The following is a 16,403-nucleotide window of genomic DNA, read 5'->3' as shown; positions in this document are numbered from 1 at the left end:
CGCCGCCACACCCGCCTTTCCTCCAGCGGCGCGGCCGGGGAACCACGGGCCAGGTCAGCGGCGGCTGCGGGCGGCGGGACCGGCGGCGCCTTGACCGGGTCGGCGGGCGAATGTTAGACATGTGCCAACTTTGTTTGGGCATTTGCTCAGGGCGTCTTCCGGAGGGCCGGACAATCATGACTTTCGAGCTGACCGCGGACCAGCGGTTGTTCCAGTCGACCACGCGGGAGTTTCTCGCCGACACCATGTCGATCGCCGCGGTGCGCGCGCTTGCGGAGGCGGAGGCCGGATTCGATCGCGGCTGGTGGCGGCAGGCGGCGGAGCTGGGGTGGACGGCGATGCTGGTACCCGAGCAGTGGGGTGGCGGGTCCGTGTCGGGCCGGCCGCTGACCGAGCTGGCGCTGGTCGCCACCGAGCTGGGGCGCAGTTGCGCGCCGGGGCCGCTGGTCACCACCAGTGCGGTGCTGGCCGGGCTGGCGGCGGCCGGCGAGGGGTTCGCGGAGGTGACCGGCGAGATCGTCGCCGGCGAGCGGATCGCGGTGTGGGCGGTGTACGAACCGGGCCACGGGCTGACGTTCCCGGCCGGTGACACGGTGGCCGGGGTGACGACCACGCTGACCGCCGACGGCGGCGACCACCGGCTCAGCGGCGTGAAGGATCGCGTCGAGGCCGCCGAGCAGGCCGATCTGTTCCTGGTGACCGCGGCCGGTCCGGACGGACCCGTACAGGTTCTCGTGCCCGCCGATGCGCCGGGCGTGACGATCACACCGACCTGGACCCTGGATCTGGTCCGCCGCACCGCCGAGGTGCGCTTCGAGAATGTCGCGGTCCCCGCGGCCGCCGTCGTGCACACCGGCGCCGCGGCCGCGGCCGCACTGGTGGCCGAGATCCAGGTGACGGCGACGCTGACGGCGGCGGAGGCGGTCGGCGCCACCGACCGCGCCTTCGATACCACCGTGGCGTGGATGTTCGACCGCTACACCTTCGGCCGCCCGCTCGCGTCGTACCAGGCGTTGAAGCATCGGATGGCGGACAACAAGACCTGGCTGGAGGCCTGCCGCGCGACCGCCGAGGCGGCCGCCGCCGACCACGACGACGATCCGGCCGCGGCCGCCGAATCCGTCAGCGTCGCGAAATCCTATGTGGGCGCGAAGACTCCGCTGATCGTGCAGGACTGCGTGCAGATCCACGGCGGTATCGGCGTCACCTGGGAACACGACCTGCACCTGTACCTGCGCCGGGTCACCCTGGGCCGCGCGCTGTACGGCACCCCGGAGGAGCACCGCCGGCGTATCACCGATCTGATCACCGCCGCGGCCTGACCGTGGACAGCTTGCATCGGCGCACCGAATACACTGCGCCGCAACCACTTTCCCACATCCGGTCGAATCCGGATGTGCGCCGATCGAGAGAGGCCGGTGGGCCGGTATGAGCACCGAACTGGAATCCGTCGACGAGTTCCGCGACCGCGCCCGGCGCTGGCTGAAGGACAATCTGCCCCTCGCCACCGGCCACTACTCCGGCCCCGAGAACGACGACATCTGGGGCCGGTCCCGGGAATTGCAACGCATCCTCTCCGACGGCGGCTTCGCGGGCCTGTGCTATCCGAAGGAGTACGGCGGCCAGGGTCTGACCACGGCCCACCAGCGTGCCTTCACCGAGGAGTCGTTCTCGTACGAGATGCCGCTGGTGTTCAACATCCCGACGCTGTCGATCTGCGCCCCGACGATCCTGGACCTCGGTACCGAGGAGCAGAAGCTCAAGCATCTGCCGGCCGTGCTGCGCGGCGAGCAACTGCTGGTGCAGTTCCTGTCCGAACCCCGCGGCGGCTCCGATCTGGCCGGACTCACCACCCGCGCCGACCACGACGGCGACGAATGGGTGCTCAACGGCTCGAAGATCTGGAGTTCCGGCGCGTACGCCGCCGACTACGGCCTGTGCCTGGCCCGGACCGACTGGGACGTCCCCAAGCACGACGGCCTCACCCTGTTCCTGGTGCCGGTGCACGCCCCCGGCGTCACCATCCAGCGGATCAAGCAGGTCACCGGCAGCACCGAGTTCTGCCAGGAGTTCTTCGACGACGTCCGGCTGCCCGCCGACGCCGTGCTCGGCGAGGTGAACGGCGGCTGGGCCGCGGCCTCGCGGCTGCTGTTCCACGAGCGCTCCGCGATGGGCGGCACCTCGCCGTACACCAGCGGAAACCGCGCCCGGCTGTCCGCGGACCTCAGCGAACTGGTGAAGCTGGCCCGCTCGGTGAACCGCCTCGACGATCCACGGGTGCGCGAGGACATCGGCGAGGCCCGGGCCATGTTCCGGGTCCGCGACCAGCTCGTCGCGCGCGTCTCCCGGCAGCTCGCCACCGGCGAGCTGCCGCCCCCGGCCAGCTCGATCGTGCGGTTGTTCAGCGCGGAGAACGCACAGTTCCAGATCGACACGGCGATCCGGATCGCGGGTGCGTCGGCGGCCACCGCGGCGCCCGACGGCACCGGTAAGCAGCTCGGCATCGACTACCTGTTCCGCAATTCCTGGAGCCTGGCCGGCGGCAGTGCCGAGATGTCGCGCAATGCGATCAGCGAACGGCTGCTGGGCATGCCGCGCGAGTTCGCCGCCGATCGCGGGGTGCCGTTCAACCAGGTCAAGCACGGTCGCTAGGCCCGGAGCGAGCCTCTCGCCGAATCCACACGTGCGGCGAGAGGCTTGTTCTATCTCATGAAGAATGCTAAATGCAGTAGTGGCTAAAACAGGATTCTCGCCCCCGGCGTGACGTCCGCCCGCCGGACCGACGCGGCCCCGGCATCGAGCAACGAGGTGACGATGCGATTCTTCTTCCATTACCCCGAAACCGCCGGCTACGACGGCGACGTACTGGATGCCGGGCCCCTGCGTGACGTGGCCGTCGCCGTGGAACGCGCCGGATTCGACGGTTTCTCGCTCAGCGAGCATCCCATCCCCGGCGCCCGCTGGCTGGCCGCCGGAGGTCATCAGACCCTCGACCCGTTCGTGTCGCTGGGCTTCGTGGCCGCGGCGACCGAGCGGCTGAAGCTGCTGACCTATCTGGCGGTGGCGCCCTACCGCAATCCGTTCCTGCTGGCGAAATCGGCCGCGACACTGGACAAGTTGTCCGGCGGCCGGGCGATCGTCGGGCTGGGCACCGGCTACCAGAAGAGCGAATTCCACGCTCTCGGTGTCGATTTCGAGGAACGCAACGCATTGTTCGACGAGGCCCTGGACGTGCTGCCGCTGCACTGGAGCGGCGAGCCGTTCAGCTACGAGGGCCGGCACTTCAACGCCCGCGACGTGGTGGCCCGGCCGAAGCCGGTGCAGAGCCCCATCCCGATCTGGATCGGCGGCAACTCGAAGCTGACCCAGCGCCGGGTCGGGCAGCGCGCGCAGGGCTGGATCCCGATGAGCGGCGGCGGCGAACTGAACTCCACCGCCCGCACCCCGGAGCTCGGCGGCTTCGACGAGCTGGCCGGGAAGATCGCCGCGATCCGTTCCGCCGCGAGCGAGGCCGGGCGCACCGAGCACATCGATGTCGTCTACTCCTACAACGACACCACGATCCTGAACCCGACCGCCGACGCCGACCGGCACCGCGAGGTCATCGCGCATCTGGAGAAGATCGGCATCGACTGGGTCACCGTGTCCAGCCGCAGCAACGAGGCCTCCGCCACCCTCGACTTCATCGAGGGCTTCGGCGCGACCTACCTCCGGGGGTGACGGCGATGGGATGGTTCGAGCAGCGCGCCGGGCTCGACGGCACCGTCGCCGTGATCACCGGCGGCGCAGGCGGTCTCGGCCAGGCGATCGTCACGGATCTGGCCGCCAACGGCGTCCGCACCGCGGTCCTGGACACCGACGGCGAGGCGATCGAGCAGTTGCGCGCCCGCCTGGCCGCCGACGGTCACGAGGCCCTGCTCCGGCAGGGCGACGTCCGCGACCCCGACACCCTGGCCGCGCTGTTCACCGCGGTGGACGATCGCTGGGGCCGGCTGGACACCCTGGTGAATCTGGCGGGCGGCACCTTCCGGGCCCCGTTCACCGACACCAGCCCGAATTCGTGGAACGCCCTGCTGCGGATGAACCTGCTGCACGTGCTCCAGGCGTGCTCGCTGGCCGTCCCCCGGATGCGGGCCGGCGGCCGCGGCGGCAGCATCGTCAACATCACCACGATCGAAGCACACCGCGCCGCACCGGGTTACGCGGTCTACTCGGCGGCCAAGGCCGCGGTGGAACAGTTCTCGCGCACCCTGGCCGTCGAGGTCGCCCCCGACAACATCCGGATCAACAACATCGCACCGGATTTCGTCCCCACCCCGAATCTGGAGAAGATGGCCGGCGGCAACGGGCACAGCGGCGACCGCTCGCTGTACGAACCCGACGGCGTGCGCGTCGCCATCCCGATGGCCCGCGCCGGTGCGGTCACCGACATCTCGAACTGCGTGGTGTTCCTGGCCTCCCGGCTGTCCACCTATCTCACCGGCACCACCCTGCACCCCGACGGCGGCACCTACGCCTCCGCCGGCTGGTTCAACTGGCCCGGTGACGGCTGGGCCAACCACGCCCCGCTGAATCTCATCCGCGGCGGGCACTGAGGCCGAAAACGCTCCGGAGGAGGCCGGGCGAGAGTAACGTTCTCATTTGAGTAAGTGTGGTTCTCATTACAGTCGGGAAGCCGCACCTCTCGAGAGGAGGACCTACGTCGATGAGCGACGAATCGGCCGTCACCGACGATGCGCGGCACCCCCACCGCTACCACTTCGACCGGCACACCCCGGAATACCGGCACCGGTTCCAGGAGATCACCCAGCAGATGCACTCCGGGTGTCCCCTGGCCTGGTCCGACACCTACGACGGGCACTGGGTCGCCGCCGGCAACCGGGAGGTGTTCACCCTCGCCCGGTCGCCGCTGGTCTCCAACGACAACGACCTGTTCGGTGAGCGGCGCGGCTACCGGGGCATCACCATCCCGCCGCCGCCGAAGGGCACCCAGCACGCCCGCGGCGGCATCCTGGAGATGGACGAGCCCGAGCACCGGGAATACCGGCAGCTGCTCAATCCGTACCTGTCGCCGGCGGCGGTGACCCGCTGGGTCCCGCTGGTCGACGAGGTGGTGCGCGCCTGCCTCGACGAGCGGATCGAGAGCGGCAGTATCGATTTCGTCGACGATCTGGCGAATGTCGTTCCGGCCGTGCTGACCCTGGCGATGATGGGCATCCCGCTGAAGAAGTGGACCATCTACAACGAGCCCGCGCACGCCTCGGTCTACACGCCCCCGCAATCCCCGGACATGGCCCGGGTGCTCGACCTGATGATGGCCGAGTACACCGATCTGGCGCTGAACATGGCCGAGGTGAAGGCGAATCCGCGCCCCGGCATGATCAATGCCCTGGTCCAGGCGCGCATCGGCGGCGAGCCGCTGCCGGATGTGGAGATCCTGGGCAACCTGGCGCTGATCATCGGCGGCGGCTTCGACACCACCACCGCGCTGACCGCGCATTCGCTGGAATGGCTGTCGGAACATCCCGAGGACCGCGAAACCCTCAGCCGGGAACGGGAACTGCTGCTCGACTCGGCCACCGAGGAATTCCTGCGCTTCTACACCCCCGCCCCCGGCGACGCGCGCACCGTCTCCGGCCCGATCGAGGTCGACGGCACCACCCTCCAGGAGGGTGAGCGGCTGTGGCTGTCGTGGGCGATGGCCAATCGCGACCCGGCGGTGTTCGAGAATCCGAACGAGATCGATATGGAGCGGAAGGGCAACCGGCACTACAGCTTCGGGCTCGGAGTGCACCGCTGCATCGGATCCAACGTGGCGCGCACGGTGTTCAAGCGGATGCTCACCGCGGTGCTGGACCGGATGCCGGACTTCCGGTGCGATCCCGACGGTGCGGTGCACTACGAGACCATCGGCGTCATCCAGGGCATGCGGCACCTCCCCGCGACCTTCACCCCGGGCCCCCGGCTCGGCGCGGGTCTCGACGAGACGCTGGAGAAATTGCAACTGGTGTGCGACGAACAGCGGCTCGCCGAGCCGGTGACCGTCCGCAAGGACCAGGCCCAGATCTGACCGACGCACCGGGTGCGCCGGCCGGAGTCGTGGCCGGCCCGGCGCACCCGGGCACGAGGGGCCGGATCACTTCGACGTGATCCGGCCCTTCGTCGCGTGCAGCCGGGCCTCGAATTCGGGGGACTCGATCGAGGCCAGCTGCGGCACGATCTCGGTGTCCACGGCCTCGGCGTGGGTGTCGAGGGTGCGGGTGGTGCGCATCGAGCGCTTGGTGGTGATCAGCAGTTCGCGCGGCGCCTCGGCGGCCGCGGCCGCGAATTCCACGGCGGCCGACACCAGCGCGTCGTGGTCGCCGTCGACCACCCGATGGGCCAGCCCGGCCGCGAATGCCGCGTCGGCGTCCAGGATTTCGCCGAACAGGGTCATCGCCGCCGCCCGCTGCGGGCCGACCAGGGCCTGCAACATCCAGGTCATCCCGCCGCCGGGATGGATGCCCAGCCGCAGGAAGCGCGCGTCGAAACGGGCACGGGGACCGGCGATCCGGACGTCGGCGGCCAGCGCCAGATTCAGGCCCGCGCCGACGGCCGCGCCGCCCACCGCCGCCACCGTCGGCAGCGCGCACCGCGCCACCGCGAGGAAGCCGGCGTAGATCGCGCGCAGGCCCTGCTCGCGCGCCTCCCCCAGCGCCGACAGGTCGGCCCCGGCGCAGAAGGCCGGCGGCGTCCCGGTGACCACCAGCGCGTGCACCCCGGTGTCCTGCTCGGCGGCGGCCACCGCCGCCGCCAGTTCCGCGGACAGGTCCAGCGTCAACGCGTTTCGACGCTCCGGGGCGTGCACGGTCACCACGGCGACCCGGTCCCGATGCTCTACGAGGATCTCAGCCATGCCCCGATCCTAGGGAAGTGATTTTTCCTGTGACGAGCACCACACTGTAGTTAGTACGCGCTAAGCAACTATTCTGAACCGGGTCGGTGCTCCGTCCCCCTAGGAGGCGCAACGATGTCAGACTCTCGCACCGATTCCCGTCCGGGCCTCGGCGATTCGCCCACACGCGCAGGCCGGTTCCGGTTCGATCGCGAGCACCCGAACTACAAGTGGGTGGTGCTGTCGAACACGACGCTCGGGATGCTGGTGGTCACCATCAACTCCTCGATCGTCATCATCTCGCTGCCCGCGATCTTCCGCGGCATCGACCTGAATCCGCTGGCGCCCGGCAATGTGAGCTATCTGCTGTGGTTGCTGATGGGCTTCATGCTCGCCTCGGCGGTGCTGGTGGTGATGTTCGGCCGCCTCGGCGACATGTACGGCCGGGTCCGCATCTACAACTACGGTTTCGTCGCGTTCACCATCGCCGCGATAGCCACCTCGTTCGATCCGTTCCAGCACGGCGGCGGCGCGATCTGGCTGATCGCCTGGCGCGTCATCCAGGGCATCGGCGGCGCCATGCTGATGGCCAACGCGGCGGCGATCCTCACCGACGCCTTCCCCGCCGAACAGCGCGGCATGGCCCTGGGCATCAACCAGGTCGCCTCCATCGCCGGTCAGTTCCTCGGCCTGGTCGTGGGTGGCGCACTGGCGGAATGGGATTGGCGCGCGGTGTTCTGGGTCAGCGTGCCGTTCGGCGTGATCGGCACCATCTGGTCCTACCGCTCACTGCACGAGATCGGCCGCCGCACCCCGGGTTCGCTCGACGTGCCCGGCATCGTCACCTTCGCCGTCGGCCTCACCGCACTGCTCACCGGCATCACCTACGGCATCCAGCCCTACGGCGGCTCCACCACCGGCTGGTCCAATCCGTGGGTGCTCGCGGGCATCATCGGCGGCATCGTGCTGCTCGGCGTCTTCTGCCTGGTGGAAACCAAGGTGGCGCAACCGATGTTCCAGTTGACGCTGCTGCGCAACCGGGCCTTCGCGCTGTCCAATCTGGCCGGTCTGATGTCGTCGGTCGGCCGCGGCGGTCTCCAGTTCATGGTGGTGATCTGGTTGCAGGGCATCTGGTTGCCGCTGCACGGCTTCAGTTTCGAGTCCACGCCGCTGTGGGCCGGAATCTACATGCTGCCCACCACGATCGGCTTCCTCGCCGCCGGCCCGCTGTCGGGCTGGCTGTCCGACCGGTACGGCGCGCGCTGGCTGGCCACCGGCGGATTCCTGGTCACCGCCGCGGGTTTCGTGCTGCTGATCGTGATACCCGTGGATTTCCAGTACGGCTGGTTCGTGCTGATCCTCTTCGGCGCGGGATTCGGCATGGGCATGTTCTCCTCGCCCAACACCGCGGTCGTGATGTCCAGCGTGCCCGCGGGTCAGCGCGGCGCGGCCTCGGGGGTGCGCGGCACGATTCTCAACAGCGGCCTGGCCATCTCGATCGGAGTCTTCTTCTCGCTCATGATCATCGGCCTGTCCCGGACCCTGCCCGGCACCCTCGGCAGCGGCCTGCGCGATCAGGGCGTCCCCGGCCACATCGCCGACCAGGTGGCGAACCTGCCACCGGTGGGCAGCCTGTTCGCGGCGTTCCTGGGCTACAACCCGATCAAGGAACTGCTCGGCCCGACCGGCGCCCTGAACCAGCCCGGCGTGCACGGCGATGTGCTCACCGGACAGCAGTTCTTCCCGCACCTGATCTCCGGCCCCTTCCATTCCGGCCTGGTCGTGGTGTTCCTGACCGCCGCGGCGATGATGCTGGTCGGCGCGGTGTCCTCCTGGTTCGCCGGCGACGGCCGCGCCGTCCCCGACGACCTCGTCCCGGCCACCGCACCGGCCACCCCCGCCGCCGTGAACACCAACGGCGCCAGCGCCGAATCCGCCGCTGTGGCAACCGAATCCAACGGCAGCGCACCGGCCGACCCCACCACCGACGGCCACCACGCGCAGACCCACCCGCAAACGCAGGAGCACTGACCCGGCTCGTGGCGAGGGCGGTCACTGTGCGGCCGTGCGACTCCGGGCCTGCCGGTTGCACGGGCCACACAGTGCCGCCGCCGGCATCGGTCAGCGGCTCGCGGCCGGGCGGCTGCGCGCGACCGCGAGATACACCACCGCGGTGAGCAGGGTGGTGGCCACGACCAGCCACCAGCCCTGCCGGAACACCTGTTCGGGATCACCCGAACGGGCAAGTACCGCAACGAGTCCCGCGACGCCGAGCACCGCGCCGACCTGCCGGGCCATCGACACCACGGCCGAGCCGGTGGCGAAGCGGTCCGGCGGGACCGAGGTGACGGCCGCGCCGATCAGGGTGGGCAGGGTCAGCCCGACGCCGACACCGGTGAGCAGCATGCCGGGCAGCATGGCGACCGGATAGTCGGCGGCCGTCCGCATGGTCGCGATCCACCAGCCGATCCCGGCCGCGAAGACCACGCACCCGGCCGCCGTGACCCGGGCCGGGCCGAACCGGGTGACCAGCGGCCCGCCCTTGGCCGCCAGCAGCGGCACCATCAGCGGCCCGGGCGCGACCGCGAGCCCGGTGCGCATCGCCGACCAGTGCCAGACCCCTTCGGCCCACAGCACACTCGACAGCAGCATCGCCGCGAACGGCACGGCGAACAGCAGATTCGCCAGCGAGGCGGCCGCGAACGGCCGAATCCGCAACAGCGACAACGGCATCACCGGCGTGGCCGACCGCGCGCACCAGGCCACGAACAGCCCCAGCAGCACCACGCAGGCCGCCAGGCTGCCGAGCACCGCCGCCGAGGTCCAGCCCCAGTCCGAACCCTTCACCACCGCCAGCGACAGCAGCCCGATCGCGGCGGTGACCAGTGCGGCGCCCAGGAGATCGGGCCGCCCGGTGCCGGAGCGCGCCGCCGGCTTCGGCAGCAGCGCCGGACCCGCCACCAGCACCGCCAGCCCGATCGGCACGTTGATCAGGAAGACCCAGCGCCACCCGCCCGCGGTGAGCAGGCCGCCGAGCGCCGGACCCAGCGCCGCCGCGGCGCCGCTGAGTGCGGTCCAGCCCCGGATCGCGGTCAGCCGCTTCTGCGGCGGCGTCGCGGCCAGCAACACGCCCAGCGAGGCCGGGACCATCGCGGCGGCCCCGACCGCCTGCACCGCCCGGAACACCACCAGCAGCCAGACGTTCGGCGCCAGCGCACACGCCAGCGAGGCCACCGTGAATCCGGCGACGCCGATCAGATAGACCCCGCGCGCGCCGAAGCGGTCGGCCAGATTCCCGGCCGGTACCAGCAGCGCCCCGAACAGCACCGCGTACGCGTTGAGCACCCAGGACACCGAACTCAGCGACGAGTGCCCGAGGTGGTCCCCGATCTGCGGCAACGCGACGTTGACGATGAACTGGTCCAGATTCGACATCGCGACGCCCGCGCCGACGATCAGGAACGCCGCGCCGAAGGAGCGACCCCGCCCCGGCGGCTCCCCCACCGAGTTCCGTTGTGCCACTGGATCACTGGCCAGCTCGCTCACACCCTCACCTCACTGCCGGAGTCGTATCGTGTAAGTTTGGAATTCAAACTCACTTGAGGCTAAGCGAGTCGGTTGGATATGACAACCTAGGAGGATGACCGTGGATCCGATGCCCGAACGGCGCCCGGCGGCCGAGGTACCGGGCCGGCCCTGTTCGATCGCGACGGCGCTGTCGATCGTCGGCGAGCGCTGGGCCCTGCTGGCGATCCGGGAGATCAGCCTGGGCAACCGCCGCTTCGGCGCCATCGCGGCGAGCACCGGCGCGCCCCGGGACATCCTGACCGCCCGGCTGCGCACCCTGGAGGCGGCGGGCATCATCCACCGCACGCAGTACAACGAGCATCCGCCACGCTTCGAATACCGCCTCACCACCGCCGGCCGCGACCTGCAACCGGTGCTGACCGCGCTGCGGCTGTGGGGCGACCGCTGGCTGGTGGACGAGCCACCGGTGATCTTCGAGCACAACTGCGGCACCCCGATCCAGGTGGCCACCCGCTGCCCGCGCTGCGAGGTCGACATCGACCACGCCACGGTCACCGCGCACGCGAACGATCCGCACTGGCACGAGAACAACCCGGCCTGGCCCACGCCCACGCCGTGAGCCATGAGCCATGAGCGGCCCGCTGCCGGGAACGGGTTTGCGTCCGCCGAGTCCGGACAGAATACTGTTCTTATGGGCGAGAATCTCATTACTGGCACCAGCGGCACCACTCCGGCCGGCGACGGCAGCACGTCGGCCGATGCCGTGCCCGCCGGTGGCGACCTGGCCAGCCGCATCGCGCAGCGGTCGCTGGCCAAGCGCGAGGCCGGCTACGCCAGCGAGATCCGGCGCCTGCTGGATGCCGCGCTGGCGGAGATCCGCACCCGCGGCACCACCGCCCGCGTCCGGGTCGCCGATGTGGTGGCGGCGGCCGGATTGTCCAATGATGCCTTCTATCGCCACTTCCCGTCCAAGGACGCGCTGCTGGGCGCGCTGCTCGAGGACGGCACCGAGCGCCTGCTCAGTTACGTGACCCACCAGATGGCCAAGGAACCCACCCCCGAGGGCCGGATCCGGCGCTGGGCGGCGGCGGTGCTGTCGCAGGCCACCGACGACATCGCCACCACCACCCGCGCGATCCTGTGGAACGCCGGCGGCCCCACCACCGACTTCGAATCCGGTCCGCCGCTGCCCGGCAGCCGCCTGGCCGCGCTGTTACGGCCGGCGTTCGCCGAATTGGGCAGCGCCGACCCGGATTTCGACGCGGCGGTGGTCTCGCACGCCACCGTCGGCGTCCTCACCGACTACCTGTGGCGCCGCGCCCAGCCCACCCCGGACGAGGTGGACCGGATCGTGGCCTTCGCGCTGCGCGCGGTCACCCCCGTCTGACGCGAGACCGCTCAGCGCGACGCGGCGGCCAGTTGGACGGCCGCCAGCACCCCGCCGTCGACCAGCAGATCGATACCGTTGAGGAACGAGGCGTCGTCCGACAGCGCGAAGGCGACCACCGCGGCCACTTCCTCGGCCCGGCCCAGCCGGCCCAGCGGCGTCGCGTCGATCAGCTTCTGGATCGACGGATGTTCCGCGGCCTCCTGCGCCTGCTGCGGTGTGTCGATGGTGCCCGGCGAGATCGAGCAGATCCGTGCCCGCGCCGCGCCGAGCCGCACCGCCTCGTGTTTCACGAACCGGTGCACGCCGCGCTTGGCCCACGAATAGGCGTACCCGGTGTCCTCCAGGCCCGGTCCCACGACCTCGCGCAGCCGGTCCAGGAAGTCCGGCGCCAGCGGATCGTCCAGCACGGCGATCGCGGCGGGGTCCGGCTGGGACGGGTCCAGCAGCGGTGCCATCGAGGCGAAGCAGGTGAACGCCGTGCCCTCGACGGCCAGCGGCCGCAACACCTCGGCCAGTCGCGCGGTCGCCACCAGATCGACGGTCAGGATGCGCCGCCAGTCGGCCATCGTCGGCGAGATGCCCGCCGCGTGCGCGACCGCCCGCAACGTGCCCAGTTCGGCGGTCCGAGCGGCCAGCCGCGCCAGGCCGTCGTCGTCGGTGACATCGAGGACGAACGCCTCGACGGCAGCCCGGTCGCCGGCCAGCTCGGCCGCCGCGGCCTTCGCGGTCGCCTCGTCCCGGTCGACCAGCAGCAGCGCGTCGACCGCGCCGGTCAGCCGCTTGGCGCAGGCGAGGCCCATGCCTCGTCCCGCACCGGTCACGATGCCCACGGTTGTCATAGGTGTATCCCTTCTCGTAGCCGGCCGGAGCCGGCGGTGTGCATTGGGCAGGAGTGCGGCCCGGCCGTTCACACCACCGCGGCCCAGCACTGCCGCATGCCGGGCTCGACGCGGCGATCGACCAGTTCGATGCGGAATCCGCGCGCGGAGGACAGGAAGGCGAAGAACAGCACGCCGTCGGCCGGATCGGTGCCGGGCATCGGCCGGGTGGCCTCCACTTCCCAGCCGTTGCGGGTCAGTTCCGCCACATCCGCGGCCACGTCGTCGGCCCAGTAGCCGAGGTGGTGGATGCCGCCGCCGGGCACCGGCTCCCACAGCGTGCCCGCGACCGAGCTCACGATCTCCAGCCGCGGCTGCTGGATGGAGAACTGGCAGGTCAGCTCGACCTGCCGAGGGCCGGTCGGCAACTCGACGTCGACCGGATTGGTCATCCGGATGCCCCACTCGTAGCCGAGCGTCGCGGTCAGCGCGGCCACGGTGGCGTCGAAGTCGGTGGTCACGATGCCCAGGTGGAACTGGTCGTCGGCCTTCATGCCGCACCCCCTCGCACAACGATCTTCGTCTCGTCAAGAATTGCGTTCTGTAACACGAGAAGGATATTCTCACCTTTCGAGAGGAGGCGCAATGTCGTGGGATTTCGAAACCGAGCCCGAGTACCAGAAGAAGTTGGACTGGGCCGACGAGTTCGTTCGTGAAGAGGTCGAGCCGCTCGACCTGGTCTGGGAGCACCAGCAGTTCGTGCCGCTGGCGGGTAAGCGCCGCGAGGCGATCCAGCCGCTGAAGGAGGAGGTGCGCCGCCAGGGCCTGTGGGCCACGCACCTCGGCCCCGACCTCGGTGGTCAGGGCTACGGCCAGCTGAAGCTGGCCCTGCTGAACGAGATCCTGGGCCGCTCGTCGTGGGCGCCGATCGTGTTCGGCTGCCAGGCCCCCGACACCGGCAACGCGGAGATCATCGCCCACTACGGCACCGCGGCGCAGAAGCAGCAGTACCTGCAGCCCTTGCTGGACGGTGAACTGTTCTCCAGCTACTCGATGACCGAGCCGCAGGCCGGCGCCGACCCGACCCAGTTCCGGACCCGCGCGCACCGCGACGGCGACGACTGGATCATCAACGGCTGGAAGTTCTTCTCCTCCAACGCCGGAACCGCGTCGTTCCTCATCGTGATGGCGGTGACCAACACCGAGGTCAGCCCGTACAAGGGCATGTCGATGTTCCTGGTGCCCACCGATACGCCGGGTATCGACATCGTGCGCAACGTCGGCCTGTACGGCGAGCCGATGAACGAGGGCCAGCACGCGCTGATCCACTACGAGAACGTCCGCGTGCCCGCGGAGGCGCTGCTCGGCGGCGAGGGCCAGGCGTTCGTGATCGCGCAGACCCGCCTCGGTGGCGGCCGCATCCATCACGCGATGCGCACGATCGGCCTGGCGCAGAAGGCGATCGACATGATGTGCGAGCGCGCGCTGTCGCGCACCACGGCCGGCTCCAAGCTGTCGGACAAGCAGTTCGTGCAGGGCTACATCGCCGACTCCTACGCGCAGCTGGCCCAGTTCCGGCTGTTCGTGCTGCACACCGCGTGGAAGATCGACAAGTACAACGACTACAAGAAGGTCCGCAAGGACATCGCCACCGCGAAGATCGTGATGCCGACCGTGCTGCACGACATCGCTTGGCGCGCAATGCAGATCCACGGCGCCCTCGGCACCACCAACGAGATGCCGTTCTTCCGGATGATCCACGGCGCCGGTGTGATGGGCCTGGCCGACGGCCCGACCGAGGTGCACAAGATGACCGTCGCCAAGCAGGTGCTGCGCGACTACACCGGCACCGACGACATGTGGCCCACCGAGTGGATCCCGCGCAAGCAGGAGGCCGCCAAGGCGAAGTACGCCGAATTCCTGGAGCACGAAGTAGGAAATCTGTGAGCGAGAACGAGAACACCACCCCCACACTGGACGCGGCGCGCCTGGGCGCGTGGATGGACGAGCAGGGCCTGCCCGGCAAGGGCGAGCCGACCGAACTGCACTTCCTCTCCGGCGGCACCCAGAACGAGATCTACCTGATCACCCGCGGCGAGCACCGCAGCGTGATCCGGATGCCACCGGCCAGCGCCCCCGCCGAGCGCGACGAGGGCATCCTGCGCGAGTGGAAGATCACCGCCGCGCTGGACGGCACCGACGTCCCGCACACCCCGGCCATCGCGGTGTGCACCGACAACGCGGTGCTCGGCCGCACCTTCTACCTGATGGGTCACGTCGACGGCTGGTCGCCGATGAGCACCCGCCGCAAGTGGCCGGCGCCGTTCGACACCGACCTCACCGCGCGCGCGGGCCTGGGCTACCAGCTCGCCGAGGGCATCGCCCTGCTGTCCCGAGTCGATTGGCGCGCACAGGGTCTGGAGGGCCTGGGCCGTCCGGAGGGCTTCCACGAGCGCCAAGTGCAACGCTGGACCACCTTCTTCGAGCGGATCAAGGGCCGCGAACTGCCCGGCCTGGACGTCGCCGCCGACTGGCTGCGCAACCACCGCCCGCTGGACTACATCCCGGGAATCATGCACGGCGACTACCAGTTCGCCAACGTGATGTTCGAAAACGGCGCTCCCGCCAAGCTGGCCGCGCTGGTCGACTGGGAGATGGGCACCGTCGGCGATCCGAAGCTGGACCTGGCCTGGATGGTGCAGGGCTGGCCCGCCGACACCTCCTCCCCCGCGGCGGCCGAGTCGAGCTACGTCGACATGCAGGGCATGCCGAGCCGGGATCAGGTGGTGGCGCACTACGCCGAGGTCTCCGGCCGTCAGGTCGACGATCTGGACTACTACCTGGTGCTGGCGAAGTGGAAGCTGGCTATCGTGCTGGAGCGGGGCTTCCAACGCGCCGGGGACGATCCGAAGCTTCAGGCCTTCGGCCCGGTGGTGGCGGATGCCGCGAAGGCGGCCGCGGATCTGGCCGAGAGCACGGACTACAAGGGGTAATTCGCATGACGACCAGTCAGGACAACGCAGACCAGGTGATCGTCGAGCGGCGCGGCAATGTGCAGCTCATCCGGATCAACCGGCCCGAGTCGCGAAACGCGCTGAACGGAGCCGTGATCGCGGGCATCGGCGCGGGAGTGCTGGAGGCAGAAGGCGATCCGCAGTTGCGCGCGATCGTGCTGATCGGCACCGGTGACCGGGCCTTCTGTGCCGGTATGGATCTCAAGGAGTTCTCCTCCGGCGGCACCGGCGCCGGGCTGGGCTCGAGCGAGGCCGGCGAGGCGTACCAGCGGCTGTCGCGCGGCCAGGTGAGCGTGCCGGTGGTCGGCGCGGCCAACGCCACCGCCGTCGGCGGCGGCCTGGAACTGCTGCTCGCCGCCGACCTGATCGTGGCCTCCAGCGCCGCGAAATTCGGCTTCCCCGAGGTGAAGCGGGGCCTGTACGCGGCCGGCGGCGGCACCGACGTGGGCACCCGGATTCCGCTCAACATCGCGCTGGAGCTGTTGCTCACCGGCGATCCGATCACCGCCGAGCGCGCCTATCAGGTCGGCCTGGTGAACCTCATCGCCGAGCCGGAGCAGGTGCTCGATTCCGCGCTGGCGCTGGCGGAGCGGATCGCCGCCAACGGGCCGCTGGGCCTGGCCGCCTCCAAGGAGCTGGCCCGGCTGGCGGTCACCGACCACGCCGAGGCCCGGCGGCGGCAGGGCGAGCTCCAGAAGTCCGTGTTCTCCAGCGCGGACGCCAAGGAGGGCGCGATGGCGTTCATCGAGAAGCGATCGCCCAACTGGCAAGGCAGATGA

15 protein-coding genes are annotated in these 16,403 nt (G+C 70.1%); 11 read left to right on the top strand and 4 right to left on the bottom strand.

Annotated features, from left to right (window positions below; translation table 11 throughout):
• Positions 1 to 176: 176 nt before the first annotated feature.
• From LBW94_RS00085 to LBW94_RS00065, 5 genes are all read left to right on the top strand, one after another.
• Entirely contained in the window at positions 177 to 1,322 is a 1,146-nt protein-coding gene (locus tag LBW94_RS00085) for an acyl-CoA dehydrogenase family protein (protein ID WP_225056163.1), read from the top strand.
• A gap of 106 nt (positions 1,323 to 1,428) precedes the next feature.
• Complete coding sequence (locus LBW94_RS00080; RefSeq protein ID WP_225056165.1) at positions 1,429 to 2,652, top strand: acyl-CoA dehydrogenase family protein; 1,224 nt, start codon at positions 1,429 to 1,431, stop codon at positions 2,650 to 2,652.
• 108 nt (positions 2,653 to 2,760) lie between these two features.
• Positions 2,761 to 3,720: an LLM class F420-dependent oxidoreductase gene (locus LBW94_RS00075; RefSeq protein WP_225056166.1), complete on the top strand. Its 960-nt coding sequence runs from the start codon at positions 2,761 to 2,763 to the stop codon at positions 3,718 to 3,720.
• Between the two features lie 5 nt (positions 3,721 to 3,725).
• On the top strand, positions 3,726 to 4,595 hold the full coding sequence (locus LBW94_RS00070) for an SDR family NAD(P)-dependent oxidoreductase (protein ID WP_225056168.1): 870 nt from the start codon (positions 3,726 to 3,728) through the stop codon (positions 4,593 to 4,595).
• A gap of 110 nt (positions 4,596 to 4,705) precedes the next feature.
• Complete coding sequence (locus tag LBW94_RS00065) at positions 4,706 to 6,070, top strand: cytochrome P450 (RefSeq protein WP_225056170.1); 1,365 nt, start codon at positions 4,706 to 4,708, stop codon at positions 6,068 to 6,070.
• Positions 6,071 to 6,136: 66 nt separating this feature from the next.
• On the opposite strand, the gene LBW94_RS00060 is transcribed toward LBW94_RS00065, so the two are convergent.
• A complete protein-coding gene (locus LBW94_RS00060; RefSeq protein WP_225056172.1) occupies positions 6,137 to 6,895 on the bottom strand; it encodes an enoyl-CoA hydratase in 759 nt (252 codons plus the stop codon).
• A 114-nt stretch (positions 6,896 to 7,009) separates the two neighbouring features.
• On the opposite strand from LBW94_RS00060, the gene LBW94_RS00055 reads away from it, so the two are divergent.
• Positions 7,010 to 8,905, top strand: a complete 1,896-nt coding sequence (locus LBW94_RS00055) for an MFS transporter (protein ID WP_416276833.1) — start codon at positions 7,010 to 7,012, stop codon at positions 8,903 to 8,905.
• A 90-nt stretch (positions 8,906 to 8,995) separates the two neighbouring features.
• Here the strand turns inward: LBW94_RS00055 and LBW94_RS00050 are convergent, their stop codons facing one another.
• Positions 8,996 to 10,420: a DHA2 family efflux MFS transporter permease subunit gene (locus LBW94_RS00050; RefSeq protein ID WP_225056174.1), complete on the bottom strand. Its 1,425-nt coding sequence runs from the start codon at positions 10,418 to 10,420 to the stop codon at positions 8,996 to 8,998.
• A 94-nt stretch (positions 10,421 to 10,514) separates the two neighbouring features.
• Between LBW94_RS00050 and LBW94_RS00045 the strand changes: the two genes are divergently transcribed.
• Positions 10,515 to 11,021: a winged helix-turn-helix transcriptional regulator gene (locus LBW94_RS00045; protein ID WP_225056176.1), complete on the top strand. Its 507-nt coding sequence runs from the start codon at positions 10,515 to 10,517 to the stop codon at positions 11,019 to 11,021.
• Between the two features lie 72 nt (positions 11,022 to 11,093).
• Complete coding sequence (locus LBW94_RS00040; RefSeq protein ID WP_225056178.1) at positions 11,094 to 11,789, top strand: TetR/AcrR family transcriptional regulator; 696 nt, start codon at positions 11,094 to 11,096, stop codon at positions 11,787 to 11,789.
• Positions 11,790 to 11,800: 11 nt separating this feature from the next.
• Here the strand turns inward: LBW94_RS00040 and LBW94_RS00035 are convergent, their stop codons facing one another.
• Complete coding sequence (locus LBW94_RS00035; protein WP_225056180.1) at positions 11,801 to 12,631, bottom strand: SDR family oxidoreductase; 831 nt, start codon at positions 12,629 to 12,631, stop codon at positions 11,801 to 11,803.
• A gap of 68 nt (positions 12,632 to 12,699) precedes the next feature.
• Positions 12,700 to 13,164 carry a VOC family protein gene (locus tag LBW94_RS00030; protein ID WP_225056182.1) on the bottom strand — a complete coding sequence of 155 codons (465 nt, stop codon included), beginning with the start codon at positions 13,162 to 13,164 and terminating at the stop codon, positions 12,700 to 12,702.
• A 91-nt stretch (positions 13,165 to 13,255) separates the two neighbouring features.
• On the opposite strand from LBW94_RS00030, the gene LBW94_RS00025 reads away from it, so the two are divergent.
• The 3 genes from LBW94_RS00025 to LBW94_RS00015 are packed head-to-tail and all read left to right on the top strand — an operon-like array spanning position 13,256 to position 16,403.
• Positions 13,256 to 14,557 carry an acyl-CoA dehydrogenase family protein gene (locus LBW94_RS00025; RefSeq protein WP_225056187.1) on the top strand — a complete coding sequence of 434 codons (1,302 nt, stop codon included), beginning with the start codon at positions 13,256 to 13,258 and terminating at the stop codon, positions 14,555 to 14,557.
• A 53-nt stretch (positions 14,558 to 14,610) separates the two neighbouring features.
• Positions 14,611 to 15,603, top strand: coding sequence for a phosphotransferase family protein (locus tag LBW94_RS00020; RefSeq protein WP_225056218.1), 993 nt, complete (start codon positions 14,611 to 14,613; stop codon positions 15,601 to 15,603).
• Between the two features lie 5 nt (positions 15,604 to 15,608).
• The gene (locus LBW94_RS00015; RefSeq protein WP_225056188.1) at positions 15,609 to 16,403 is read left to right on the top strand and encodes an enoyl-CoA hydratase-related protein; all 795 of its coding nucleotides are present in this window, start codon (positions 15,609 to 15,611) and stop codon (positions 16,401 to 16,403) included.

This window comes from Nocardia sp. alder85J (assembly GCF_020176955.2).
In the GTDB taxonomy this organism is placed as follows: domain Bacteria; phylum Actinomycetota; class Actinomycetes; order Mycobacteriales; family Mycobacteriaceae; genus Nocardia.
Note: the sequence above shows the minus strand (reverse complement) of the source record. Positions and strands in the feature narration are given on the sequence as shown.